This is a genomic window from Hydrogenophaga laconesensis (assembly GCF_031457235.1).
Taxonomy (GTDB): Bacteria; Pseudomonadota; Gammaproteobacteria; order Burkholderiales; family Burkholderiaceae_C; genus Hydrogenophaga; species Hydrogenophaga laconesensis.
In genome coordinates, this window is the sequence record NZ_JAVDWE010000003.1 from 104535 (window position 1) to 127578 (window position 23044).

Here is a 23044-nt window from a genome sequence, read left to right on the forward strand (position 1 = left end):
ACTTAAGAATTTTTGTGCTGGGGTAAATCCTGTTGGATAAGAACCAGTCAACAAAATTCGGTCGCGAGAAGCTGATTTAACGCATCGAACGGGTTTTGAGCCGCTGGGCGTGGGCGCAATCCCCGTTCGATGTTCTTGTGTGAGTGGCTGATGCGCCCTTAGCATCCGACCGAGTCATCCAGGGGAGTGCAATTTGAATCACACGATCGCCAGCTTTTTCGCGAGGTACCGTCTTCATCACGACATGAATCGATCGTTCCTCGAATGGGTGGGCGTGGTGGGATGTATCGCCTTTCCTGCCTTCTACCTGTTGAGATTCACCGGTGCCGTTCCGCCACGTTACGACGACATAGGGATGAGATTGGTGGCGACCGGACTGTGTCTTTTCCTCGCGCTGCGAAGATGGTGGCCCGCCCCGATCAAGCCGTACTACCTCGCATATTCGTACGTGGTGGTCTGCTATTGCCTGTCGTTTCTGCTTTCCTTCACGGCCATGCGCAACGGAGGAGAGGTCTTCTCGATCGTGAACATGATGGTGGGCGCATTCCTCACGATTCTTTTGGCCGATTGGCGCAATGCCATCTGCATGTTGTTGCTCGGATACGGACTCAGCCTCACGGCGTTTCAAATGATGGCGCCCGAGGCTCAGAGTTCTTTGAACATTCTGGTGTGGATGCCTGCGTGTCTGCTCGTTGTGGTCGCGGGCGCGTTGTCCCACTACGTACAGAAACAATCGGAAGTTCGCCGCATGCGGCAGATCTACTCGGGCATCGCTGGCTCTATCGCCCACGAGATGGGTGGTCCCATGCAGAAAATCCAGCAGGTGCTCGACACGCTGGAACGTGACCTCTTTCGCGCCGGGCACATGAGAAGTCACCCAGTGTCTCCCGTCGAACAGACCATGGCGATGGCGCGCGTGTTGCAGGAAGGGCGCAATGCGGTGAGGCTGGGCTTGCAGTCGATCTCGGTCACTTTGCAGCAGCTCAACACCCGCGCGCTCGACTCGTCCGGCTTTGCTTCCTTGTCGGCGGCAACCTGCGCCGAGAGGGCGGTGCACGAGTTTGCCTATGAAAACGAGGTGCAACGGGAGCGCACACGCTTCGAAGAGGTGGCCGACTTCACGTTCAAGGGCGATGAGACGGTGCTGACGTTGATCCTGTTCAACCTCCTCAAGAACGCGCTGTACCACTTGCCGTCCCATCCGGGCGCCCGGGTGACGGTGACGGTCGACGCGCGGCACATCCGCGTGCGGGATACCGGTCCGGGCATCGCATCCGGGCGGATGGCGAATCTGTTCGAAGATTTTCAAACCTCGGGCAAGGCCGAGGGAACGGGCTTGGGCCTGTCGTTCTGCCGCCGCGCCATGAGGGCCCTGGGCGGAGAGATCACGTGCGCGTCGCGGCTCGGCGAGTTCACCGAGTTCACGCTGTCGTTCCCCGAGGTGTCACGCGCCGACGCGGCGGCGCAGGACGAAGCCGTCATCAAGCGTGCCAACACCTTGCTGCGGGGTTGCCGGGTGCTGGTGGTGGACAACGATCTGCTGCAGCGCCGCGCGGCGTGCGCGAACCTGATGGCCCTGGGTGGCACCAGCTGTGTCGACGAAGCCAGCGATGGGGTGCAGGCATTGGAGATGCTGGCCTGGGCCTCGCTGGTGCCTTACGACCTCGTGGTGACCGATCTGGAGATGGCCATGCCCGATGGTCATGGCCTCGTGCGGCGGATGCGCTCGGGCGCGGTGCCCCGGCATGAACACGTACCCGTACTGGCCCGCAGCGCGGACGCCGACACAGGGACCAGAGCGAAGGCCCGCGAAGCCGGTATGGACGGATTCCTGCGCAAGTCCGGGGGCGTGCCGGAGTTGGCACGAGCCATCGTGAACCTGCTCAAGGACCAACCCGTGCGCGGGGCCGCAATCGATCTGGCGCCCTTTGCTGGCCAGACCGCGTTGCTGGCCGAAGACAACGACATGAACCGCAGCATCGTCAAAGGCTATCTGGAAGAGCTGGGCATTTCGGTGATGGAGGCCCGGCAAGGCTTTGACGTTCTGCGATGCGTGAAGGCAGGTGCCCGGCCGGCCGTCATTGTGATGGACCTGGAGATGCCTGGCCTTGGCGGCATCGAGACGACGCGCCAGTTGCGCCAGTTGGGAGAAATGGCCCAGGGCATGCCCGTGATTGCGCTGACGAGCCATGCTTCGAACGATGCGCGGGTCGCTGCCCGCGCGGCGGGTATGGACGGATTTCTCTCCAAACCCGTCCATGTCAGGGCCTTGCGGCAGGAGCTGAGCCGAGTCCTCATGCCTTGCGCGGTGGTGGATGGGCGCGTTGTGCAGGCGCCGCAACCGACGCAGGTCGACGAAAGCCTTTTGGATCTGGGGCGCATCCGGCATCTCAGGAAGATGGACATCATGGCGAGCCTCCTGCCCGAAGGACTGGCGAAAGCGCGCCGCATTGTCCAGGCCCTGGAGGAGGCCTTTCTTCTCGACGATCTGCGTGGCGCCCGTCTGGCGTTGCACGCGCTGATGGGGCTCAATGGCGAGATGGGAGGGCATGCGGTGTACGAGGCCGCCCGGCGGCATTCGCTCGCGGTCGAGCACGGGGCCTGGCCGTCCGAGGCGGGCTGGCTGGAACGGTTGAAGGCGCTGATGGTCGAATCCGAACGAGCCCTCCTGGTGAGCTACGGCCTGGGCGACGTTCAGTTGTAGGTCAGTGCCCGCGCTTTGCCCCAGAACACCCGGTACATATAGATGGTGTAGGCAATGATCATAGGGAGTGTGATGGCCACGCCGACGAAGATGACGGTGAGCGATCCGGTGGAGATGGCGGCCTCCCACACGGTCATCCGGCCAATGACGATGTCCGGGAAGATGCTGTAGGCGAGACCGAAGAAGGCCAGCACGAAGATCAGCACGGTCGAGGCGAACACCACCCAGCCGTAGCCGGCCTTCACCACATTGGGGTGCGTCACCACCCAGCGCACCGCGAAGAAGGCAATGGCGCAACTCAGGGGAATGGGCATCAGGCCGAACACCTCCGGCACGCTGAACCATTTCGCGACCACACCCGGGTTCACGAGGGGTGTGGCCACCGAGATCGCCACCAGCGCGAGGCCCATGGGCCACAGCACGCGCCCGGCCCAGCGCACCGCATGCGCCTGCAACGCCCCTTCGGTCTTCATGATCAACCAGCCTGCGCCGAGCAGAACGTAGGCCGCTGGCAGGGTGAGCGCAATGCCCAGGCTGAAGGCCAGGCCCAGCCAGCCGCTGTCGAAGCCGGTGATGTAGCTGCCCAGCATCCATCCCTGCGAGGCGCTGGCCAGCAGCGAACCGAAAAAGAAGGCGCGGTTCCAGAACGGGACGTACCGGGTCGGGGCCTTCACGCGGAAATCGAACGCCACGCCGCGCAGGATCAGGCCGATGAGCATCACCGCGACTGGCAGGTACAGGGCCTGCAGCACCAGGCCGTGCGCCATCGGGAAGGCGACCAGCAGCACGCCCACGCCCAGCACCAGCCAGGTTTCGTTGGCGTCCCAGAACGGGCCGATGCTGGAGATCATGGTGTCCTTCTCTTCCTTGCTTTCGGCCAGCGGCAGGAGGAGGCCGACACCGAGGTCGTAGCCATCGAGCACGACGTAGGCCAGCAGCGCCAGTCCCATGACGGCGAGGAAGATGAGGGGGAGCACTTCGGCCCAGGTGATGTGGTTCATGGTGTGGTCTCCGTTCGCGTCAGACGCCGGCCTTGCCGAGCTCGGCACCCCGGGGCGCCTCAGGGGCATGTTTGAACGGGTGCTCTGCCATGTACTTGAGCACACCGACGTAGGTGATGAGCAGCAGGCCGTACACGATCAGGTACGCGGTGAGCGTGACCGCGATCATCGGAGAGGGCACGCTGGTGGCGACTTCGGCCGTGCGCAGATGACCATAGACGATGAAGGGCTGGCGGCCGATCTCGGTCACGTACCAGCCTGCCAGCGTCGCCAGCCACCCGGAGAAGGTCATGCCCGCCAGCACATAGAGCGCGGGGCGAGGCAGCGCGATGCGGTCTTCGAAGGTGGTGCCATGGCGACGGCGCCAGAGCATCCAGGCCGTGGCCCAGGCCACCACCAGCATCAGCGTGCCCACGCCCACCATCACACGGAAGGCCCAGAAGATCGGGGCCACCGGCGGATGCGCGTCCGGGAACTCGTTGAGGCCCTTGAGTTCTGCGTCCATGTCGTGAGCGAGGATCAGGCTGGCCATCTTGGGAATCTTCACCGCGTAGTGCGTGGTGCGAGCACCTTCGTCTGGAAGGCCGAAGAGGGTGAGCGGGGCACTTTTCTCGGTGTGCCAGATGCCTTCCAGCGCGGCGATCTTGGCGGGCTGGTGTTGCAGTGTGTTCAGTCCGTGCAGATCGCCTGCAAGGAATTGCAAGGGCATCGCGACCGATGCGGCGATGACCGCGGTGCGCAAGGCCTTGTGGGTGCCCCCGGTGGCGCTGCCCTTGATGAGTTGCCAGGCGCACAGGCCCGCGATCAGGAAGGACGCCGTGAGGGCCGAGGCCAGCAGCTTGTGCGCAAGCCGGTATGGGAACGAAGGGTTGAACACCACGGCGAACCAGTCGACCGGCATGAACTTGCCCTCGACGATCTCGAAGCCGGCGGGGGTCTGCATCCAGGAGTTCAGGCTGAGGATCCAGAAGGCGGAGAGGGTGGTTCCCGCGGCCACCAGAAAGGTGGCGATGAGGTGAACGCGCTCGCTCACGCGGCCCCGGCCGAACAGCATGATGCCGAGGAAGCTGGCCTCGAGGAAGAACGCCGTGATCACCTCATAGCCCAGCAGGGGGCCGGCAATGTTGCCGGCCTTCTCCATGAAGCCCGGCCAGTTGGTGCCGAACTGGAAGCTCATGACCAGTCCGGAGACGACACCGAGCGCGAACGACAGCGCGAATACCTTGGTCCAGAAGTAGTAGGCCTCTTCCCAGGCGGGGTCGTTCGTCCTGCTGTGGCGGATGCGGAAGTACAGCAGGAACCACCCCAGCGCGATCGTGATGGTCGGGAACAGGATGTGAAAGCTGATGTTGGCTGCGAACTGGATGCGTGACAGAAGCAGGGCGTCCATGGTGTCTCCTGTGGGGGTTGTGGGGTCACGCCGCGTCGGGCAGCTTGTCAGGGCGTGTCGCAGCGCGCGTGGAAGCCTTGCCGGTGAGCCGGTCCTTGAGCTCGAGTACGCGGGTGACGGTCGCACCCATGCCCATCAACTGCATGGCGGTCTCGGGGGCGAGCTTTTGCACATCGTCGAACCACGTCATGAGGCGGTCGATCAGATCGTGCATCTCGCGCATCCGTGCCTGCGCATGGCGCTCGGCTTCGGTCTTGGGTGTTTCGAGCAGCACGATGCGCAGCATGGACAGCGTGGGCTCCACCTCACGGCGGCGACGTTCCTCGGCCAGCACGCGGAAGATTTCCCACACATCGGCCGGCGCCTCGAAGTACTCGCGCCGGTCACCCGGTTGGTGGCGCAGCCGGACCAGCCGCCAGGCCTGCAACTCCTTGAGGCCCATGCTCACATTCGAGCGCGAAAACTCCAGGGTCTCGGCGATCTCGTCAGCGTTGAGCGCATTGGGTGAGATGAAGAGCAGCGCATAAATCTGCCCCACGGTTCGGTTGATGCCCCAGCGGCTGCCCATTTCCCCGAAGTGGGCAACGAACTCGCGGTTGAGGGGAGGCAGATGGTCTTGTAGTGGCATGCGGGGACTGTAACGGTTTCTGCCTGAATTTTCAGTAATTACTGAAAATTCGGAATGATTTGAGGGTTATCCAGGCGGCACCGGGGCTTGAGGCCCGGCCGGCTGGGTAGGGGTGGGAATCCCCACCCCTACAATCGCCCCCCATGAGCATCAAAAGCGACAAGTGGATCCGCCGCATGGCCGAGCAGCACGGCCTCATCGAACCGTTCGAGCCCAACCAGGTGCGCGCGGTGGATGGCAAGAAGGTGATCAGCTACGGCACATCGAGCTACGGCTACGACATCCGCTGCGCGCCCGAATTCAAGGTGTTCACCAACATCCACAGCACGGTGGTGGACCCGAAGAACTTCGACGAGAACAGCTTCGTGGACATCAACAAGGATGTCTGTGTCATTCCGCCGAACAGCTTCGCGCTGGCCCGCACGGTGGAGTACTTCCGCATCCCGCGCAACGTGCTCACCATCTGCCTCGGCAAAAGCACCTATGCGCGCTGCGGCATCATCGTCAACGTGACCCCGTTCGAACCCGAATGGGAAGGCTATGTGACGCTGGAGTTCAGCAACACCACGCCGCTGCCCGCCAAGATCTACGCGGGCGAAGGTTGCGCCCAGGTGCTCTTCTTCGAGAGCGACGAGATCTGCGAGACCTCCTACAAGGACCGGGGAGGCAAGTACCAGGGCCAGGTGGGCGTCACGCTGCCCAAGGCCTGATTGACGACCGTTCGTCGGCCTTGACCCACGTCAAGGTGGCTGTCACAAACGGCCGATAGCATGCCGGGCATGTCACGCAATCCGCCCGGCTTCTCCTCTCCAGACCCCGTTCCCGTGGGCCAGCCCCTGCCTCACCGCAAGGTGATCCGTGGCTGGCTCGCGCCGCTTGTCGAGCGGCGCACCCTGCGCGCCATCGCGCTGCTGGTGTTCGACTGGCTCGTCTTTGCCGCGCTGATGGCCGGCACCGTGCTGTTCATGAGCGTGTGGGCCAAGTTGCTGTGTGGCCTGGCAGCGGGTTTCATGATCGGGCGACTGTTCATCATCGGCCACGACGCCTGCCACCAGAGCTTCACGCCGCACCGGGGGCTCAACCGCGTGCTGGGCCGCATCGCCATGCTGCCCTCGCTCACGCCCTACAGCCTGTGGGAGGTGGGGCACAACGTGGTGCACCACGGGTACACCAACCTCAAGGGGGTGGACTTTGTGTGGGCGCCCCTCACGCGCGAAGAATTCGCCGCGCTGTCGCCCGCGCGCCGTGCCCTGGAGCGCATCTATCGCAGTGGCTTCGGTCCCGCGCTGTACTACCTGGTGGAGATGTGGTGGCACCGCATGTTCTTCCCCCGCAAAACCTACATGGGCACGCGCCGCGCGGAGTTCGTGTGGGACGGTGTGTTCGTGACCTTGTCGGCCGCGCTGTGGATCGGCGGCCTGGTGGCGATCGCGTCGGCCACGGGGCAGTCGGCATGGCTGCTGCTGGTCATGGGCTTTGTGGTGCCCTTCCTGTTCTGGAACGCGATGATCGGCTTCGTGGTCTACGTGCACCACACGCACACGGCGGTGCAGTGGCACGACGACAAGGCCGCCTGGGCGCGTGCCGCCCCCTTTGTCTCGACCACGGTGCACCTCACGTTTCCGCTTCGCATCGGCGCGATGCTGCACCACATCATGGAGCACACGGCACACCATGTGGACATGAGCATCCCGCTCTACCAGCTGAAAGACGTGCAGCGCCTGCTGGAGGACACGCTGCCTGGGCGCATCATCGTGCAGCCGTTTTCCTGGCGCTGGTATTTCGATACCGCGCGGCGCTGCAAGCTCTACGACTTCGGTCGGCGCTGCTGGACCGACTTCCAGGGGCGCCCGACCAGTCCTTGCGCTGCCGCCGCCTGACGCGCTGCCGGGCCCCGTCCACCCCATAATGCGGATACCCGTGGCCGTATCAGGCCGCCGAGGAGTCATGCATGAAATGGGAAAACAACCGCCAGTCCGACCAGATCGAAGACCGCCGCTCCGACCCGGGTGGTGGTCTGGGCGGTTTCGGCGGGGGCGGTCGTCGGGTCGGCGGTCGCGGCATCGGCCTGGGCACGATCGCCATCGCGCTGGTCGCCGGCTGGATCTTCGGCATCAATCCCATGACCATCCTGGGTGTGCTCGGTGGGGTGGGCGACGTGTCGGCGCCGACCGAACAGGTGCAGACCACCCAGGGGCCGACGCAGGCACCGACCGATGACATGGGCCGGTTCGTCGCTGCCGTGCTCGGTGGGACGGAAGACGTCTGGGGCCAGGTGTTCCAGCAGGCCGGGGCGCAGTACCAGAAACCGCGCCTGGTGCTGTTCCGTGGCGCCACGCCCACAGCCTGTGGCACCGGCCAGTCCGCCATGGGGCCGTTCTATTGCCCGGGCGACCAGAAGGTCTATATCGACCTCAGTTTCTACGACACCCTGCGCCGCCAGCTCGGCGCGCCGGGGGACTTCGCGCAGGCGTATGTGATCGCACATGAGGTAGGCCACCATGTGCAGAACCTCATGGGCATCACCGACCAGATGGAACAGGCACGTCGGCGGGTGAGCGAACGAGAGTACAACGCCATGTCGGTGCGGCTGGAGCTGCAGGCCGACTGTTTTGCCGGCATCTGGGCCTACCACAACCACAAGAACAAGGCCATTCTGGAGCCGGGCGATGTGGAGGAGGCGCTCAATGCGGCCGCCGCCATCGGCGACGATGCCCTGCAGCGCAAGAGTCAGGGACATGTGGTGCCCGACAGCTTCACCCACGGCACAAGTGCGCAGCGGCAGCGCTGGTTCAACGCAGGGCTGCAGAGTGGCCGTGTCCAGAGCTGCGACACGTTCAAGGCCGCCACACTTTGACGCGGCGGGGTGGCCGCGGCCCCGATTTGGGCGAAAAATGGTCAAAGTGCGACAATACGCGGCTAACTTTGACGCCAATGACCCAATCCTTCTCCGAACTTTCCCTCTCGCCCGCCATTGAAAAAGCCGTGGCCGAAATGGGCTACGCGACCATGACGCCGATCCAGGCGCAGGCGATTCCGGTCGTGCTGCAAGGCCGCGACGTGATGGGCGCGGCCCAGACCGGCACCGGCAAGACGGCCGCGTTCACGCTGCCCCTGCTGCAGCGCATGCTCAAGCACGAGAACGCCTCCACCTCCCCCGCGCGCCATCCCGTGCGAGCCCTGGTGCTGCTGCCCACGCGCGAACTGGCCGACCAGGTGGCCGAGCAGGTCAAGCTGTATTCCAAGTACACCAACCTGCGCAGCACCGTGGTGTTCGGTGGCATGGACATGAAGCCACAGACCGCCGAACTCAAGAAAGGTGTCGAGGTGCTGGTGGCCACGCCCGGGCGCCTGCTCGACCACATCGAGGCCAAGAACTGCGTGCTCAACCAGGTGGAATATGTGGTGCTCGACGAAGCCGACCGCATGCTCGACATCGGTTTCCTGCCCGACCTGCAGCGCATCCTGAGCTACCTGCCCAAGCAGCGCACCACGCTGCTGTTCTCGGCCACTTTCTCGCCCGAGATCAAGCGTCTTGCCAATAGCTACCTGCAGGACCCGGTGACCATCGAGGTGGCGCGTTCCAACGCCACGGCGTCCACGGTCGAGCAGCACCTCTACCGCGTCGAGGACGACGACAAGCGTGGCGTGCTCAAGCAGATCCTGCGCGAACGTGGCATCAAGCAGGCCTTCGTGTTCGTCAACAGCAAGCTCGGTTGCGCCCGGCTGGCGCGCTCGCTGGAGCGCGAGGGCCTCAACACCGCCGCGCTGCATGGCGACAAGAGCCAGGACGAGCGCCTGAAGGCCCTTGAGGCGTTCAAGACGGGGGCCGTGGACCTGCTCGTGTGCACCGACGTGGCTGCCCGTGGGCTGGACATCAAGGACGTGCCGGCGGTGTTCAACTTCGACATCCCGTTCAATGCCGAGGACTACGTCCACCGCATCGGCCGCACCGGGCGTGCGGGTGCATCGGGGCTGGCCGTCTCCTTCGTGAGCGGGCGCGATACGCGCCTCATTGGCGATCTGGAGAAACTGCTGGGCAAGAAGCTCGAGCTCGAAGCGCTGGAGTTCGAGGCCGACCGCCGTCCTGCGGGCCGCTTCAACGATGGCCAGCGTGCCTGGCAGCAGGCCGATGGCCAGGATCTGGAGCGCCGCGCCATCCGGGAAAGCCGCGAGAGCCGGAGTTCGCGCGAGTCACGTGCCGACCAGCGCCCCGCGCGTGCGCCGCGTGCACCGGCCGATCCGCTTTTCGACAAGCCCTATGAGCCGAGTGTGGCCAGTGATGCGCCGCCGTCGTGGGAGGTGTCACAGCGCCCCGCCAGCCGCAGCGCCTCGCCCAACATCAAGACGCGCCGCAAGGTGCCGGCCCTGTTCAAGAGCGCACCGGCGCCCGCGCAGGAAAGCTGAGCACCTTGCCAGACCCCGAGCCTCCCAGGCGGCCCTGGCCGCCGCTTCAATGTTTGCCAGGCTTGCTGGCTTGCTCGCAGCGCACCCCGATGCGCTCCACGTTGCCAGGCTGGCCTGAAATGCGGGCCGCCGTCAGGCAGCCACCCCATACACACCCCGTGTCCAGTGCCTGCAGGTCTGGGCGGTCCACCGTGCCGAGCGTCGACCAGTGGCCGAACGCGATCGGCGCACCTTCGGTACGCCGGCCCGGCACGTCGAACCAGGGCATGAAGCCTTCGGGCGCCGCGCCCGCGCTGTCCTTGGTGTCGAACTCCATCACGCCCTGTGCGGTGCAGAAGCGCAGCCGGGTGAAGGCGTTGACGATGACGCGCAGGCGCGCGGCGCCGCGCAGCGAGTCGCTCCACAGCGGGGGTTCGTTGCCGTACATCTCGTGCAGGAAGGCGGTCCAGTCGCTGCTGCGCAGCACCGCCTGGAGTTCTTCAGCGAGAGCCAGTGTGGTCTTCACGTCCCATTGCGGCAGCACGCCCGCGTGCACCATCAACCATCCGTGCGCGGACAGGGCCATGGGGCGGGTGCGCAACCAGTCCAGCAGCGCATCGCGGTCCGGGGCACCGAGGATGTCGCCGACCGTGTCGCCGCGGTGCGGCTTGCGCACGCCATGGGCCGTGGCCAGCAGGTGCAGGTCGTGGTTGCCGAGCAGGGCGTGCGCGGCCCCTTCCAGCGCCATGAGCCGGCGCAGCACCGCGAGCGAATCCGGCCCCCGGTTGACGAGGTCGCCCAGCAGGTACAGCGTGTCGCGGCTGGGCGAAAAGCCGATTTCGTCGAGCAGGCGGCCCAGCGCAGCGTCGCAGCCCTGCACATCACCGATCATGTAAATTGACATCCGCCGATTATGGACACCCTCCTCATCGTCTTTCTCACGCTGCTCAATGGCGCTTTCGCCATGTCCGAGCTCGCACTGGCTTCCAGCCGCAAGGCGCGCCTGACCGCCATGGCAGAGGCGGGTGACAAGGGCTCGGTCACCGCGCTCAAGCTGCTGGAGAATCCCACGCAGTTCCTCTCTTCCGTGCAGGTCGGCATCACCTCCATCGGCATGCTCAACGGCATCGTCGGCGAGGCGGCTTTCAGCGGGGACCTGGGTCTGTGGCTGGAGTCCAAAGGTCTCACCGAGGGCACGGCCAACATCCTGTCCACCGGGCTGGTGGTGGCGGTCATCACCTTCATCACCATCGTGTTCGGTGAACTGGTGCCCAAGCGCATCGGTCAGCTGTATCCCGAAACCGTGGCGCGCTGGGTGTCGCCGCCCATGGCTTTCGTGGCGCAGGCCGCCAAGCCTTTCGTCTGGCTGCTCACGAACACCACGCAGTGGGTGCTCAAGGCGTTGCGCATCGACACCAACGCCGTGCAGCATGTGACCGAGGAGGAGATCAACGCCAGCCTGGAGGAGGGTGTGGACGCCGGCATCATCGAAGAGCACGAGCACCAGATGGTGCGCAACGTGTTCCTGCTCGACGACCGCCAGCTCACATCCATCATGGTGCCGCACTCGGAAATCGAGTGGCTCGACGCCGAGGACACCGTGGACGCGGCGCTGCAGAAGGCGTGGACCACCGGCCATTCGTGGTACCCGGTCTGCCGGGGTGGGCTGGACGACGTGGTCGGCGTGATCCATGTGCCGCGCATGCTCTCCCTGCAGGCGGAAGGCAACAGCGAACCGCTGATGCGCCATGTGCAGCCGGCGGTGTTCGTGCCGGAGACGCTCAGCGGCATGGAGCTGCTGGAACAATTCCGGGCCCGCTCGACGCGCATCGTGTTCGTGGTGGACGAGTACGGCGTGGTGCAGGGGCTGCTGACGCCACTGGACATGCTGGAGGCGATCACCGGTGAACTCTCGCCCCGCGCTGCGGTGGACGCCTGGGCCACGCAGCGCGAGGACGGTGCCTGGCTGGTGGATGGCGCGATGCCGGTCGCCGAGTTGAAGTCGCGCCTGGGCATCGATGAACTCCCCGACGAGGAGAAGGCCCGCTACAACACCGTGGCCGGCCTCATGCAGACGGTGGCCGGGCACCTGCTGGGCCGCCGCGAGCATATCGACAGCGCAGGCTGGCGCTTCGAGGTGCTGGTGCTCGACGGCCGACGCATCGACCAGGTGCTGATCACGCGTCTGCCCGACCCCGAGCCAGACGAAGACGACGCGCCGCGTGCCTGAGCCACCTGCTCACAGCTGCCACCACGCAGGCAGCAGGCGCCGCACTTCCGCCCGTGCGAAGCGTTCGTCCATCAGCACCACCACGCCTTCGTCCTGCGGCCCGCGGATGACGCGGCCGGCGGCCTGCACCACCTTCTGCAGGCCGGGAAACAGGTAGGCGTAGTCGTAGCCCCGCCCGAAGCGGGTCTGCAGCCTCGCCCGCAACTGCTCGGTAACCGGGTTGACCTGGGGCAGGCCCAGCGTGGCGATGAACGCGCCGATGAGGCGCTGCCCCGGCAGATCGATGCCTTCGCCGAAGGCACCACCCAGCACCGCGAAACCGATGCCATGGCTGCTCTCGGTGAAGCGGGCCACAAAGGCCTCGCGTTCGTTTTCGCCCATGCCGCGCGACTGCGCCCACACGGGCAAGGCGGGATGGGTGGCCTGCAGGCGTTGCAGCGCCTGCTGGAGGTAGTCGAAGCTGCTGAAGAAGGCCAGGTAGTTGCCTGGCCGCTCGCCGTATTGCGTGGCTATCACGTCCACCAGCCTGTCGAGCGAGGCAGCGCGGTCGGCATAGCGGGTGGACAGGTGGGGTGTCACACGCACCTGCAGCTGCCCCGGGTCGAACGGCGAAGGCACGTCCAGCCGCGCGGTGTCCTCTGGCAGACCGAGCAGGTTGTTCACGTAGTCCATCGGGCTGAGCGTGGCGGAGAACAGCGTGGCGCTGTGTGCCGCTTGCCAGCGCGGTTGCAGCAGCGGGCCGGGGTCGAGGTTGCGAAGGGTGATGACCGGATGTCGCACGCGCCCCGAGGCGCGGTGCGGGTGTGCGAGGTCCACCAGGGAGTGATCGCCGAACACTTCAGCGACGCGCAGGAAGCGCTGCACCTCGAACATCCAGTCCTGCAGGCCGGCCGCACCTTCGGGGGTGTGCACGAGGTGGTCCGACAGCGCAACGTGGTGGCGTTGCAGCGCTTCGATGAAGGCGCCCGGCAACCCGGGCAGCACGGTGTGGTCGTGTGTGTGCTGGCGTGCGAGTGCGCTCCACTGGCGGTGCAGGCGGTCCATGGCCTTCTTCAGTGCGGCCGGTGCGGACCGGCGCACCGCGTGGAAGGCGCCAGGATGCAGTTCGGCGCTGTACATGAGGCGTGCGCGCTCGATGAGGTTGTGCGCTTCGTCCACCAGCACGCCCACGCGCAGGTCGTCGCCCACCGTGAGCGACCAGGCGTGTGCGCTCAGGTCGAAGAAGTGGTTGAAATCGCCTACCACCACATCGCTCCAGCGCAACATGTCCTGTCCCAGGTAGTAGGGGCAGACATCGTGTCGCTGCGCGATCTCGCGCAGTGAGGCCTTGTCGAGCCAACCGGATTGAGCGGCGGCCTCGCGTGCCTCGGGCAGTCGGTCGTAGAAGCCCCGCGCCAGCGGGCACGACTCGCCATGGCATGCCTTGTCCGGATGCTCGCAGGCCTTGTCGCGCGCCACGAGTTCGAGCACGCGCAGCGGATGCGCGCGCAGCCGTTGCAAGGCGTGCAGCGCGAGCTGGCGGCCGGGCGTCCTGGCGGTCAGGTAGAACACCTTGTGTGTGCCCTGTGCAGGCGCGGCTCGCAGCGTGGCGAACAGCGTGGCCATGGTCTTGCCGATGCCGGTGGGCGCCTGCGCGAGCAGGTGGCGACCGGCGCCGTGGCTGCGGTAGACCGCCGCAGCGAGTTCGCGTTGGCCGGGCCTGAATCCCTCGAACGGAAAAGCCAGCGACTGCAGTGCGGTGTCGCGAGCGGCGCAGTGCGCGGTCTCCGCGCGCGCCCAGTCCACATAGCGTGCGCACAGCGATTCAAAGAACGCCTTGAGGTCCGCAGCGCTGTGCCAGACCGGCAGTACGGTCTCCTGGCCGTTGTCGATGTTGAAGTACACCAGCGCGAGCTCGATGCGCTCCAGCGCAAGTTGTTCGCACAGCATCCAGCCGTACACGCGCGCCTGCGCCCAGTGCAGCTCGTGGTGGTTGCCGGGGATCAGCGTGACGTCACCGCGGTGTGTCTTGATTTCCTCTAGCCGGGGCGTGGCCGGGTCGAAGCCATCGGCGCGGCCCTGCACCCGCAGTTCGCCGAAGCGTGCGCTCAGCGGCACCTCGCGCTGGTAACCCGGCGCGCGGCGCGCGGTCACGGTGGTGTGGCCGGCGATGCCGTCCTGCGCACTGGGCGCGGGCGTGAAGCGCAGGTCCAGGTCACCGGTCTTGGCGGCGAACGCGCACAGCACACGCACCGCCACCGTGGCGACGGTCGTCTCGATGAACGGTGGGTTGGCCGACATACCCTGCCATGGTACTGGATATATAGTCAGTGAATGAGCCAGAACGACCCGGTGCTGACGAGGCGCCACCACCAGCGCCTGCGCGAGATCTACCGCTCGGCCGGCTGGCCCTGTCACGACATGCTGGAGGTCGAGCTGCTCGCCGCCGGTCTGCTGGAACGTCGCGTGTCACCCGAAGGCTTCGAGAGCCTTCGGGTGACCGATGCCGGCATCCATTGCCTGGCCGAGGTGTTCAGTCGCAACAAGGCCGCGCGCACGCCGCATGAGGCGTTGGTGGAGCGCGTGGCCCTGGCCATGGCGCAGGCCGGGCGGATCACCTGGCGTGGCCTCATGTTGCGCGTGGCCCTGCCGCGCGCCTTGCTCGCTGGCAACGCGGCCGTGGAGGCACCGCCACGCCTGCAGCTGCAGGCTTTCGAGTCCGGGACCGCCACGGTCGCGCCCGAGCACGGCTGGTGCATGGCCTGCCCCGACGTGTTTTCGGTGCGCCACACCACCGTGGAGGCCTACCTGGAGCCCGTGGTCCACGAGATCAAGGTCAGTCGCGCCGATTTGCTGGGTGACCTGAAGAAGCCCGCCAAGCGCGCGGCCTACCTGGGACTGGCAGGCGCCTGCTGGTACGTGCTGGGGCAGGACGCCCGGGGCCGCCCGATCGCCGCACCCGACGAAGTGCCGCCCGAATGCGGCGTGATGCAGCTGGAGGGTGAACGCCTGGTGGTGGCGCGAGAGGCGCCGCGCCGTGCGGTCGAACGCCTGCCCTTCCATGTGTGGATGTCGCTCGCCCGCAGCGGCCCGGCCGTCCGGCTGGAAGACGAGGCACAGTCGCTGTTGTGACGGATCTGCGAGAAACCCCCACTGGCGCCTTGGCCCGACTCTGGCGATGATGTTGACCTGTCCGTGCCGCAGGAGACCCACGATGAAGACCCTGAACGACCACCTGAGCCAGTACGCGGCCTACCACCGCGACCGTCGCAACATCGTCACGCATTTCGTCGGCATCCCCATGATCGTCCTGTCGATCGTGGTGTTGCTCGCGCGTCCCGTGTTCGACGTGGCGGGGTTGCCGCTGTCGGCGGCCCTGCTGGCCGTGATGGCCGCCACGCTCTACTACCTGCGGCTGGACCTGCGTTTCGGCATCGTCATGGGCGTGCTGCTCGCGGCCTGCCTCGCGGTGGCGCACGCCACCGCCGGCTGGACCACGGGCCTGTGGGCCACCTTTGGCGTGGGCCTGTTCGTGGTGGGCTGGGTGATCCAGTTCGTTGGCCACATCTTCGAAGGGCGCAAGCCCGCTTTCGTCGACGATGTGATGGGCCTGATCACCGGGCCGCTGTTCGTCGTGGCCGAGGCCGCATTCCTCATGGGCCTGCGCCGTGAGGTGGAGGCGGTGGTCGAATCGCGGGCCGGGCCGGTGCGCTCGGGCCGCGCGCTCGCGAAGTGATCCGGCCGGAGTCGCCCGGCGACGTCGAGACCATCCACGCGCTCACGGCGGCCGCGTTCCAGCACGCGCCGCACAGCAGCCACACCGAACACCTCATCGTTGACGCCCTGCGCGCTGCGGAGCGACTGACGCTGTCGCTGGTGGACGAGCGCGATGGCGAAGTGATCGGCCACGTCGCCGTGTCACCGGTGCAGGTGTCGGACGGCACGCGGGACTGGTTCGGCCTGGGGCCGATTTCCGTGCTGCCCGCTCGACAAGGGCAGGGCGTGGGCAGCGGTCTCATGCGCGCCGCGCTGCTGCGCCTGCGGCAACTGGGCGCCGGTGGCTGCGTGTTGCTGGGCGAGCCGGCGTACTACGGCCGCTTCGGTTTCCGCGCCGAGCCGGGGCTGCTGTTGCCAGGGGTTCCACCCGAGTACTTCCAGGCGCTCGCGTTCCAGGGTGTGTTGCCCCATGGGGCGGTGACGTACCACGAGGCATTCGACGTGCGCCCGCCCGATGCCGCAATTCCCGGCCCGATCGAGGGTTGATTCCGGGCACATGCGCGCTGCCCTGAGTTTCATGTAACTATTGAAGTTGCATGAAACTCGACAGCAGACTTTCCTCCATCCTCCACCTGCTGCTGCACATGGCGCACAGCGAAAGGCCCATGACGTCCGAGGCCCTCGCGGCCTGCCTGCAGGGCAGTCCCGTGGTGGTCCGGCGCACGCTGGCCGGCCTGCGCGACGCCGGCTTCGTGAGCTCCGGGAAGGGCCACGGTGGTGGCTGGGTGCTGGCCTGCAACCTCAGGACGGTGACCCTGCGCGATGTGTACGACGCCGTGGGCGCGCCCACTGTCTTCGCCATCGGGCATCGCTCGGAGAACCCCGAGTGCCTGGTCGAGCAGGCCGTCAACGAGGCGCTCGCCGGCGCGCTGCAGGACGCCCAGGCCCTGCTGGTCCAGCGCCTGGGCCGCGTGACGCTGGCCGATCTCGCGGCCGATTTCAACCGGCGTTTCGACGCCCATCCCCATGCCAGGAACCACCATGCCCACTTCCACCTTCCCGAATGACGCCATCGTGATCGGCGGCAGCTACGCCGGCCTGTCGGCGGCCCTTCAGCTGGCGCGTGCCCGGCGTCGGGTGCTTGTGATCGATGCCGGTGTGCGGCGCAACCGCTTCGCTGCCGCATCCCATGGTTTCCTCGGCCAGGACGGCCGTGCCCCTGACGAGATGGCTGCCGAAGGCAAGGCCCAGTTGCTCGCGTATCCCAATGTCCGCTGGCTGGACGGTACGGTGGACATGGCGGTGGCAGAGGAGGGTGGTTTTCGCGTATCGACCGATGGAGGTCTCACCGAGCGTGCGCGCAAGCTGGTGCTGGCCATCGGCGTCGTCGACGAACTGCCGTCCATCGATGGGCTGGCGCAACGATGGGGCCGGGCTGTCTTCCACTGCCCGTACTGCCATGGCTACGAGCTGGGCAACGGGCGCATCGGCGTGCTGGCGGTGGGTGCGCTGTCCATGCACCACGCACTCATGCTGCCCGACTGGGGATCGACCACCTTCTTCCTCAACGACGCTTTCGAGCCCGATGAAGCGCAGCGCGCCGCACTGGCCGCACGCGGTGTGACCGTGGAAGCCGGCGCGGTGGCGCGGCTGGTTGACACGGCCACGGTCGAACTGCGCGACGGGCGCCGCTTCGTGATGGACGGCCTGTTCACCGCATCGCGCACGCACATCGCCAGCCCGGTGGCGGCCCGGCTTGGCTGCGCGATGGACGAAGGCCCCACGGGAGCTTTCATTCGCACGGATGCCATGCAGGCCACCAGCGTGCCGGGTGTGTTCGCCTGCGGAGATGCGGCGCGGGCAGCGGGCAACGTGGCGATTTCGGTGGGCGCGGGTGCCATGGCCGGTGCGGCTGCGCACCAGGCGCTGATGTTCGGCTGACAGGCCGTCAGCGCTCGGGTTGCAGGCGCGTCACGCGCACCTGCACGAAGGCCTGTTCAGCGACCGCATGGTCCCACTGCTCGACCACGCAACTGCCTTCGGCAGCATCCCAGCGCACAAGGTTCACCGAGTTCGGTGCACCGGGTCGCACGCGGCTCGACACCGCTGTGCCGGCCTGTACCGCCCACATCGGTCGTGGCAGGGCGGGCAGTGCCATGACGTAGGGCAGGTGGATGTGGCCGCCCAGCACGATGTCGGCACCGGCGGCCGCCCAGGCTTCCTGCGCAGCGGTGTGGCCAATCAAGCGGTCGTGCGCGTCCTGAGGGCGCAACACCTCGATCGGCTGGTGCACCACCACCACGCGCAGCTGCTGGGGGGTGGCCCTTGCAAGTTGCCCGGCCACGCGCGCCACCTGCGCTGAAGAAACTTCACCGTTCTTGTGCCGGCCCGGCCGGGTGGTGTTGACGCCCAGCACCAGCAGGTCGGATGAGTTGAACGCTGGTTCGAGCGTGTCGCCGAAGGCGGCGCGGTGCCTCGCATAGGGGTTCCACAGCCGCGCCCAGAGGTTGAACAGCGGAATGTCGTGGTTGCCCGGCAGCACCAGTCTGGGTGCCGGCAAGCGGTCCATGAAGCCGCGGGCCGCTCGGAACTGGGCGCTGCGCGCGCGTTGGGTGATATCGCCGGAGAGCACCACGAGGTCGGGCTCTACGCGTTCGGCCAGTTGCATCAGCGCGCGCGCCACCGGCAACTGCTCTGTGCCGAAGTGCGGGTCGGAGATGTGCAGGATCACACTCAAGCCGGCTCCTCCCTGTCGTCGGGCGGTGGCTTGAGGAGAAAAAGGGGCGTGGGGAGCACGCGAATGTCCAGCGGAGGGCGGACGCGGACCACCTCGCCGTCGAACGCGAGCTTCATGCGCCGCCGCCCCATGAAGGCTGGTGGCTTCACCACCATGCGCTGGAACTCGAAGCGCTCGATGTCGTCGGCCTCGCCGAGCGTGCCCAGCGCACCGCGGAGCATGAGACCCAGCAACGCGAGCGTGCCGATGGGTTTGAGCATCACGGCGGTGACGCGGCCGGTGTCGCGCACGCCATCGGGGCGGTGGTCTTCCACCACGCCCACCTGTTCGAGTTGCAGGCGGTTGTTGCCGATGAAGAGCGTGAGGGTCCGCACTTCGCGCTCGGCCCCGTTGAGCCCGATGCGCAGCCGCAGCCGCCTTTGCGCGCGAAACAGGGTGGCGAACGCGGCCCAGATCGCCACCCACTGGCTGCGTCCGAAGCGGTTCTTCCATCGCTCGCGGTCTTCCAGGAGGTCGGGGTAGAGGCCCAGGCTGGCGTTCACCAGGAACAGATGCTCGTTCACGGCCGCCACCTGCACCGGTTCCGGTCGGCCGGCCAGCAACTGGGCCAGGGCGTGGTCCACCTCGGTGGCGATGCCGTGGGTGCGTGCGAAGTAGTTGAAGGTGCCACGCGGGATCACGCCGAGCGGGCAGCCCGCAGCATGCGCGGCCTGGGCCACGGTGTTGATCGTGCCGTCGCCCCCCACGGCGATGATGGCCGACCCGGTCTCGCGCGCCCGCTGGGCAAGCTCGGTCGTGATGCGGTGCAGGTCGGCCGGGGTGCAGTCGTGCAGCTCGCCCCGTCTGCCGGTGCGTTCCAGCGCGGCCTCGATCGACGCGCGCGTGCCGTCGCCGTCCTGGCTGCCAGAATGGCTGTTGACGATGAAGTGCAGTGTCGCGGCCGGATCGATGCTGGGCGTGTCTGGCATGGGGCAACGGAGATAGGGTGGTCGGGCCAGTGTAGGGCCGGGTTCGAAACCCCATGGTGCCGTCGGACGCCGTGGATGCACACTGTCACAAAACGCATTGCCCGTACGTCTGGCTGGTCATGAACGATCCCACCACCACTTTCAACCGCCTGCGCCCCCGGCTGCAGGGCATCGCGTACCGCATGCTGGGCTCGTCCGCCGAGGCCGAGGAGGTGGTGCAGGACGCTTGGCTGCGCTGGCACGAGGCTTCGCACGGTGATCTGGACAGCGGCGAGGCGTGGCTGGTCACCGTGACCACCCGCCTGGCCATCGACCGGCTGCGCAGTGCCAAGGTCCAGCGCGAGCACTATATCGGCACCTGGCTGCCCGAACCCCTGATGTCGGATTCGCCCGTGACGCCCGAGCAGGTGCTGGAGCGCGCCGACGATGTGTCCGTGGCGTTTCTTGTGATGCTCGAGCGACTGGCGCCGGAGGCGCGCGCGGCCTTCCTGATGCGCGAGGTGTTCGATGCGGACTACGACGAAGTGGCCCAGGCCCTGGGCAAGACCGAAAGCGCGTGCCGCCAGATCGTGCACCGCGCCAAGGCCCAGCTGCAGGACGACCGGCCGCGCCACATCGTGCCGCGCGAGACCCAGCTGCGCCTGTTGCGCGGCTTCGCCGACGCCGCGGCCAGCGGACGATTCGACGAACTCAAGGCCTTGCTCGCCGAAGACGTGCAGCTCATCGGCGATGGTGGCGGCAAGGTGCCGAGCTTCGGCGTGCCCATCGTGGGCGACCGGCGCATCGCGCAACTGTTCTACGCCACCCACCGGCGCTTCGGCGACGCCGTGCGCTTCGAGCTTGTCGTGCTGAATGGGCAATGGGGGTTGCTGCGCTTCATCCATGGCGGCCTCGAGTCCGCCCAGTCGTTCGTGACCGACGGTGAGCGCATCCTGCGTGTGCATGTGCAGCGCAACCCCGACAAGCTGGCGCGCATCGCTGCCGCGCTGGGCCGGGAGCTGGCTGTCACAAACCCGAGGCCCTGACCGTCTTCACAGTGTGTTTCCCAACCACCCTGAAAGACGAACCATGAACCAACCCCGACTCCCCTGGACCGACATCTCCCCCAAGGCCTACCAGGCCATGGCCGCGACCGGCGCGTCCATCGCGAACTCTTCGCTCGGCCCTGTCCTCATCGAACTCGTGAAGACCCGCGTCTCGCAGCTCAACGGCTGCGCTTTCTGCGTGGACATGCATGTGCGCGATCTGCGCAAGCACCACGAGCGCTGGCAGCGTATCAACAGCCTGTCGACCTGGCGCGAGACCGCGCTCTACAGTTCCCGCGAGCGTGCCGCCCTCAACTGGGCCGAGACCATGACGCGGCTGGTCGAACACCACGGCAGCCGCGACGCGGACTTCGAATGCCTGAAAGAGCAGTTCAGCGACCAGGAGATCGTGGAACTGTGCTGGTTCATCGCCCAGATCAACGCCTGGAACCGGATGGCCATTGGCATGCTTGCGCCCGTGCCCGAGCGAGAGATCGCGTGAGCCCCGGCGCTGCCCCGCACCGAGGTGACTGGCGCAACCGGCGGCGCGGGGCGAGAATGCCTCCTTTCAACGGAGCTCCCATGACGGCAATGCATCGGATGTGGTTCACCATTGCGGCCTGTGTCGTCGCCGGGGCATGCTGGGCCCAGTCGCCGCTGGATGGCGCCTGGCGTGTGAGCTTCTCCACGGAAGGCAGCGATGGCCGCGAGGGCGCGCTGGAAATCAAGGGCGACGCCGGCACGTGGACCACCTACGGGCGTGGTGACCGTGACCGGAAGGACGTGTGTGTCGGCCGGCCGTTCCCGATCACGATCAGCGGCGATCCCGATGCGGGCCTGAGCCTGCGGGTGGACGCTGCGGCCACCGTGGCGGGTTGCCGTGACCGCAAGGCGACGCTCAAGCGGGTCGACGACAGGACCCTGGAGGGCAGTTTCGACAACGGCCGCCCCATCAAGCTGGTGCGGCAGTAACGCCGTGCCCCTGATCCAGACCCTCGAAGCGGGCGTGCTTGAACTGCGCCTGAACCGCCCGCAGCGCCTCAACGCCCTCACGCTTGAACTGGCCTGCGACCTGCTCGCGGCCGTGCAGGCCGGGATTTCCGATCCGTCGGTGCGCGTCATCCTGCTCTCGGGAGAAGGCCGCGCCTTCTGCGCCGGCAAGGACCGTGACGATCCGCCCACGTCCGTGTTTGTCGATACCTTGCAGGCGCTGGCTGCTGCACTGGTGCAAGCCCCGCAGCCCGTGGTGGTGGCGGTGCAGGGCTGGGTGGTGGGTGCCGGCTTCGAACTCACGCTCAATGGCGATCTCACCGTGGCCGCACGCGGTGCGCGGTTCGTGTTGCCCGAGGTGCAGGTCGGCCTGTTCGGCACCGGCGGCGTGGCGGCGCTGCTGCCGCGCCTGGTGGGCCTGCAGAAGGCCAAGGGGCTGCTGATGCTGGGCCAGGAGATCGACGCCACCGAAGCCGAGCGCTGTGGGCTGGTGTGGCAGGTGGTGGACGACGAGGAGCTGCCCGCGCATGCGCGGACACTGGCCCGGCAGCTCGCGCGCAGCAGCCCGGCGTTGCTGGCCGAGATCAAGCGGCTGGTGCACGGAGAACAACTGGGCGACTTCGGCGCCGCGCTGGTGCGCGAGGCGGCGGTGCACCGCCGGCTGAAACCGGACTGAGCTTGCACAATCGGGTGCATGACCTCCAACCCGGCTCCTCACTTCCAGCCCGTTCCTCTCGACAAGGCGTACCGCTTGATCAACCACGGCCCCACGGTGCTCGTGTCGTCCTGTCACGCGGGCGAGGTGGACGTGATGGCGGCGGCCTGGGCCTGCGCGCTGGACTTCTCGCCACCCAGGGTGACGGTGGTGATCGACAAAACCACGCGCACGCGGGTGCTGGTGGAGGGCAGTACCGCCTTCGCGCTGTGCGTGCCCTGCGCGGCCCAGGCCGCACTCACCTTGGGCGTGGGCACGGACAGCGCCTTGAATGTGCCCGACAAGCTCGTGCGCCATGGCGTGAAGACCTTTCAGGCGCCGGGCCACGAGCCGCCGCTGGTCGAGGGCTGTGTGGCCTGGCTGGTGTGCCGGCTCATTCCCGAACCGCACAACCAGACCGCCTACGACCTGTTTGTCGGTGAGGTGGTGGGTGCCTGGGCAGATGATCGGGTGTTTCATGCGGGCCGCTGGCATTTCGACGGTGCGCCCGACGAGCTTCGCACCCTGCATTACGTGGCGGGCGGACAGTTCTACGCCACCGGTGCCTCGCTGCAGGTGGGCAACGGCGGCTGAG

Annotated in this window: 23 protein-coding genes; 16 read left to right on the plus strand and 7 right to left on the minus strand. The window is 66.9% G+C overall.

Translation table 11 applies throughout. From position 1 onward, the window contains the following. Positions 1–193: 193 nt before the first annotated feature. A complete protein-coding gene (locus tag J2X09_RS07145) occupies positions 194–2704 on the plus strand; it encodes a response regulator (protein ID WP_204732427.1) in 2511 nt (836 codons plus the stop codon). On the opposite strand, the gene J2X09_RS07150 is transcribed toward J2X09_RS07145, so the two are convergent. Genes J2X09_RS07150 through J2X09_RS07160 form a run of 3 tightly spaced genes read right to left on the minus strand, consistent with a single transcriptional unit; the run spans position 2695 to position 5723 of the window. Continuing rightward, positions 2695–3705: a cytochrome d ubiquinol oxidase subunit II gene (locus tag J2X09_RS07150; RefSeq protein ID WP_204732426.1), complete on the minus strand. Its 1011-nt coding sequence runs from the start codon at positions 3703–3705 to the stop codon at positions 2695–2697. The genes J2X09_RS07145 and J2X09_RS07150 overlap by 10 nt on opposite strands. A gap of 19 nt (positions 3706–3724) precedes the next feature. Further along, positions 3725–5095: a cytochrome ubiquinol oxidase subunit I gene (locus tag J2X09_RS07155; RefSeq protein ID WP_204732425.1), complete on the minus strand. Its 1371-nt coding sequence runs from the start codon at positions 5093–5095 to the stop codon at positions 3725–3727. 25 nt (positions 5096–5120) lie between these two features. Continuing rightward, complete coding sequence (locus J2X09_RS07160; RefSeq protein WP_204732424.1) at positions 5121–5723, minus strand: GbsR/MarR family transcriptional regulator; 603 nt, start codon at positions 5721–5723, stop codon at positions 5121–5123. A gap of 143 nt (positions 5724–5866) precedes the next feature. Between J2X09_RS07160 and dcd the strand changes: the two genes are divergently transcribed. The 4 genes from dcd to J2X09_RS07180 all read left to right on the plus strand — a co-directional run bounded on the left by dcd (position 5867) and on the right by J2X09_RS07180 (position 10130). Continuing rightward, positions 5867–6433 carry a dCTP deaminase gene (gene dcd, locus J2X09_RS07165; RefSeq protein ID WP_204732423.1) on the plus strand — a complete coding sequence of 189 codons (567 nt, stop codon included), beginning with the start codon at positions 5867–5869 and terminating at the stop codon, positions 6431–6433. A gap of 69 nt (positions 6434–6502) precedes the next feature. Next, positions 6503–7603, plus strand: a complete 1101-nt coding sequence (locus J2X09_RS07170) for a fatty acid desaturase (protein ID WP_310307865.1) — start codon at positions 6503–6505, stop codon at positions 7601–7603. Positions 7604–7674: 71 nt separating this feature from the next. Continuing rightward, complete coding sequence (ypfJ, locus tag J2X09_RS07175; protein WP_204732421.1) at positions 7675–8580, plus strand: KPN_02809 family neutral zinc metallopeptidase; 906 nt, start codon at positions 7675–7677, stop codon at positions 8578–8580. Between the two features lie 77 nt (positions 8581–8657). Further along, positions 8658–10130, plus strand: coding sequence for a DEAD/DEAH box helicase (locus tag J2X09_RS07180; protein ID WP_204732420.1), 1473 nt, complete (start codon positions 8658–8660; stop codon positions 10128–10130). Positions 10131–10176: 46 nt separating this feature from the next. Here J2X09_RS07180 and J2X09_RS07185 read toward each other — a convergent pair whose 3' ends face one another. Then, a complete protein-coding gene (locus J2X09_RS07185; protein ID WP_204732419.1) occupies positions 10177–11013 on the minus strand; it encodes a symmetrical bis(5'-nucleosyl)-tetraphosphatase in 837 nt (278 codons plus the stop codon). Between the two features lie 9 nt (positions 11014–11022). Between J2X09_RS07185 and J2X09_RS07190 the strand changes: the two genes are divergently transcribed. Continuing rightward, positions 11023–12339 carry a hemolysin family protein gene (locus tag J2X09_RS07190; protein ID WP_204732418.1) on the plus strand — a complete coding sequence of 439 codons (1317 nt, stop codon included), beginning with the start codon at positions 11023–11025 and terminating at the stop codon, positions 12337–12339. A gap of 9 nt (positions 12340–12348) precedes the next feature. On the opposite strand, the gene J2X09_RS07195 is transcribed toward J2X09_RS07190, so the two are convergent. After that, positions 12349–14619, minus strand: a complete 2271-nt coding sequence (locus J2X09_RS07195) for an ATP-dependent DNA helicase (RefSeq protein WP_204732417.1) — start codon at positions 14617–14619, stop codon at positions 12349–12351. Between the two features lie 33 nt (positions 14620–14652). Between J2X09_RS07195 and J2X09_RS07200 the strand changes: the two genes are divergently transcribed. From J2X09_RS07200 to J2X09_RS07220, 5 genes are all read left to right on the plus strand, one after another. After that, positions 14653–15450: a hypothetical protein gene (locus J2X09_RS07200; protein ID WP_204732416.1), complete on the plus strand. Its 798-nt coding sequence runs from the start codon at positions 14653–14655 to the stop codon at positions 15448–15450. Positions 15451–15532: 82 nt separating this feature from the next. Next, entirely contained in the window at positions 15533–16054 is a 522-nt protein-coding gene (locus J2X09_RS07205; protein WP_204732415.1) for an Mpo1 family 2-hydroxy fatty acid dioxygenase, read from the plus strand. Then, on the plus strand, positions 16051–16581 hold the full coding sequence (locus J2X09_RS07210) for a GNAT family N-acetyltransferase (RefSeq protein WP_204732414.1): 531 nt from the start codon (positions 16051–16053) through the stop codon (positions 16579–16581). Before J2X09_RS07205 ends, J2X09_RS07210 begins: the two co-directional genes overlap by 4 nt. A gap of 50 nt (positions 16582–16631) precedes the next feature. Then, positions 16632–17102, plus strand: coding sequence for an Rrf2 family transcriptional regulator (locus J2X09_RS07215; protein WP_204732413.1), 471 nt, complete (start codon positions 16632–16634; stop codon positions 17100–17102). Beyond that, positions 17077–17976 (plus strand): NAD(P)/FAD-dependent oxidoreductase, encoded by a 900-nt coding sequence (locus J2X09_RS07220; RefSeq protein WP_204732412.1) that lies wholly within the window; start codon positions 17077–17079, stop codon positions 17974–17976. Before J2X09_RS07215 ends, J2X09_RS07220 begins: the two co-directional genes overlap by 26 nt. Before the next feature lie 7 nt (positions 17977–17983). On the opposite strand, the gene J2X09_RS07225 is transcribed toward J2X09_RS07220, so the two are convergent. Together J2X09_RS07225 and J2X09_RS07230 are read right to left on the minus strand one after the other, a co-directional pair. After that, positions 17984–18772, minus strand: a complete 789-nt coding sequence (locus J2X09_RS07225) for a metallophosphoesterase family protein (RefSeq protein WP_204732411.1) — start codon at positions 18770–18772, stop codon at positions 17984–17986. Then, a complete protein-coding gene (locus tag J2X09_RS07230) occupies positions 18769–19740 on the minus strand; it encodes a diacylglycerol/lipid kinase family protein (protein ID WP_204732410.1) in 972 nt (323 codons plus the stop codon). The genes J2X09_RS07225 and J2X09_RS07230 overlap by 4 nt, the downstream gene beginning before the upstream one ends. 119 nt (positions 19741–19859) lie before the next feature. On the opposite strand from J2X09_RS07230, the gene J2X09_RS07235 reads away from it, so the two are divergent. The 5 genes from J2X09_RS07235 (at position 19860) to J2X09_RS07255 (ending at position 23043) form a co-directional block, all read left to right on the plus strand. Continuing rightward, positions 19860–20765 carry an RNA polymerase sigma-70 factor gene (locus tag J2X09_RS07235; RefSeq protein WP_204732409.1) on the plus strand — a complete coding sequence of 302 codons (906 nt, stop codon included), beginning with the start codon at positions 19860–19862 and terminating at the stop codon, positions 20763–20765. A 43-nt stretch (positions 20766–20808) separates the two neighbouring features. Continuing rightward, positions 20809–21267 carry a carboxymuconolactone decarboxylase family protein gene (locus J2X09_RS07240; protein ID WP_204732408.1) on the plus strand — a complete coding sequence of 153 codons (459 nt, stop codon included), beginning with the start codon at positions 20809–20811 and terminating at the stop codon, positions 21265–21267. A gap of 80 nt (positions 21268–21347) precedes the next feature. Further along, complete coding sequence (locus tag J2X09_RS07245) at positions 21348–21737, plus strand: hypothetical protein (protein ID WP_204732407.1); 390 nt, start codon at positions 21348–21350, stop codon at positions 21735–21737. Between the two features lie 4 nt (positions 21738–21741). Continuing rightward, on the plus strand, positions 21742–22431 hold the full coding sequence (locus tag J2X09_RS07250) for an enoyl-CoA hydratase/isomerase family protein (RefSeq protein ID WP_204732406.1): 690 nt from the start codon (positions 21742–21744) through the stop codon (positions 22429–22431). Positions 22432–22449: 18 nt separating this feature from the next. Beyond that, entirely contained in the window at positions 22450–23043 is a 594-nt protein-coding gene (locus tag J2X09_RS07255; protein ID WP_204732405.1) for a flavin reductase family protein, read from the plus strand. The last annotated feature ends 1 nt before the right edge of the window (position 23044 follow it).

Bases quoted from the DNA above. Each gene is read 5' to 3' on its own strand.
- J2X09_RS07150 (WP_204732426.1), bottom strand. From the start codon at position 3,705: ATGAACCACATCACCTGGGCCGAAGTGCTCCCCCTCATCTTCCTCGCC.
- J2X09_RS07155 (WP_204732425.1), bottom strand. From the start codon at position 5,095: ATGGACGCCCTGCTTCTGTCACGCATCCAGTTCGCAGCCAACATCAGC.
- J2X09_RS07160 (WP_204732424.1), bottom strand. From the start codon at position 5,723: ATGCCACTACAAGACCATCTGCCTCCCCTCAACCGCGAGTTCGTTGCC.
- dcd (WP_204732423.1), top strand. From the start codon at position 5,867: ATGAGCATCAAAAGCGACAAGTGGATCCGCCGCATGGCCGAGCAGCAC.
- J2X09_RS07170 (WP_310307865.1), top strand. From the start codon at position 6,503: ATGTCACGCAATCCGCCCGGCTTCTCCTCTCCAGACCCCGTTCCCGTG.
- ypfJ (WP_204732421.1), top strand. From the start codon at position 7,675: ATGAAATGGGAAAACAACCGCCAGTCCGACCAGATCGAAGACCGCCGC.
- J2X09_RS07180 (WP_204732420.1), top strand. From the start codon at position 8,658: ATGACCCAATCCTTCTCCGAACTTTCCCTCTCGCCCGCCATTGAAAAA.
- J2X09_RS07185 (WP_204732419.1), bottom strand. From the start codon at position 11,013: ATGTCAATTTACATGATCGGTGATGTGCAGGGCTGCGACGCTGCGCTG.
- J2X09_RS07190 (WP_204732418.1), top strand. From the start codon at position 11,023: ATGGACACCCTCCTCATCGTCTTTCTCACGCTGCTCAATGGCGCTTTC.
- J2X09_RS07195 (WP_204732417.1), bottom strand. From the start codon at position 14,619: ATGTCGGCCAACCCACCGTTCATCGAGACGACCGTCGCCACGGTGGCG.
- J2X09_RS07200 (WP_204732416.1), top strand. From the start codon at position 14,653: ATGAGCCAGAACGACCCGGTGCTGACGAGGCGCCACCACCAGCGCCTG.
- J2X09_RS07205 (WP_204732415.1), top strand. From the start codon at position 15,533: ATGAAGACCCTGAACGACCACCTGAGCCAGTACGCGGCCTACCACCGC.
- J2X09_RS07215 (WP_204732413.1), top strand. From the start codon at position 16,632: ATGAAACTCGACAGCAGACTTTCCTCCATCCTCCACCTGCTGCTGCAC.
- J2X09_RS07220 (WP_204732412.1), top strand. From the start codon at position 17,077: ATGCCCACTTCCACCTTCCCGAATGACGCCATCGTGATCGGCGGCAGC.
- J2X09_RS07230 (WP_204732410.1), bottom strand. From the start codon at position 19,740: ATGCCAGACACGCCCAGCATCGATCCGGCCGCGACACTGCACTTCATC.
- J2X09_RS07235 (WP_204732409.1), top strand. From the start codon at position 19,860: ATGAACGATCCCACCACCACTTTCAACCGCCTGCGCCCCCGGCTGCAG.
- J2X09_RS07240 (WP_204732408.1), top strand. From the start codon at position 20,809: ATGAACCAACCCCGACTCCCCTGGACCGACATCTCCCCCAAGGCCTAC.
- J2X09_RS07245 (WP_204732407.1), top strand. From the start codon at position 21,348: ATGACGGCAATGCATCGGATGTGGTTCACCATTGCGGCCTGTGTCGTC.
- J2X09_RS07255 (WP_204732405.1), top strand. From the start codon at position 22,450: ATGACCTCCAACCCGGCTCCTCACTTCCAGCCCGTTCCTCTCGACAAG.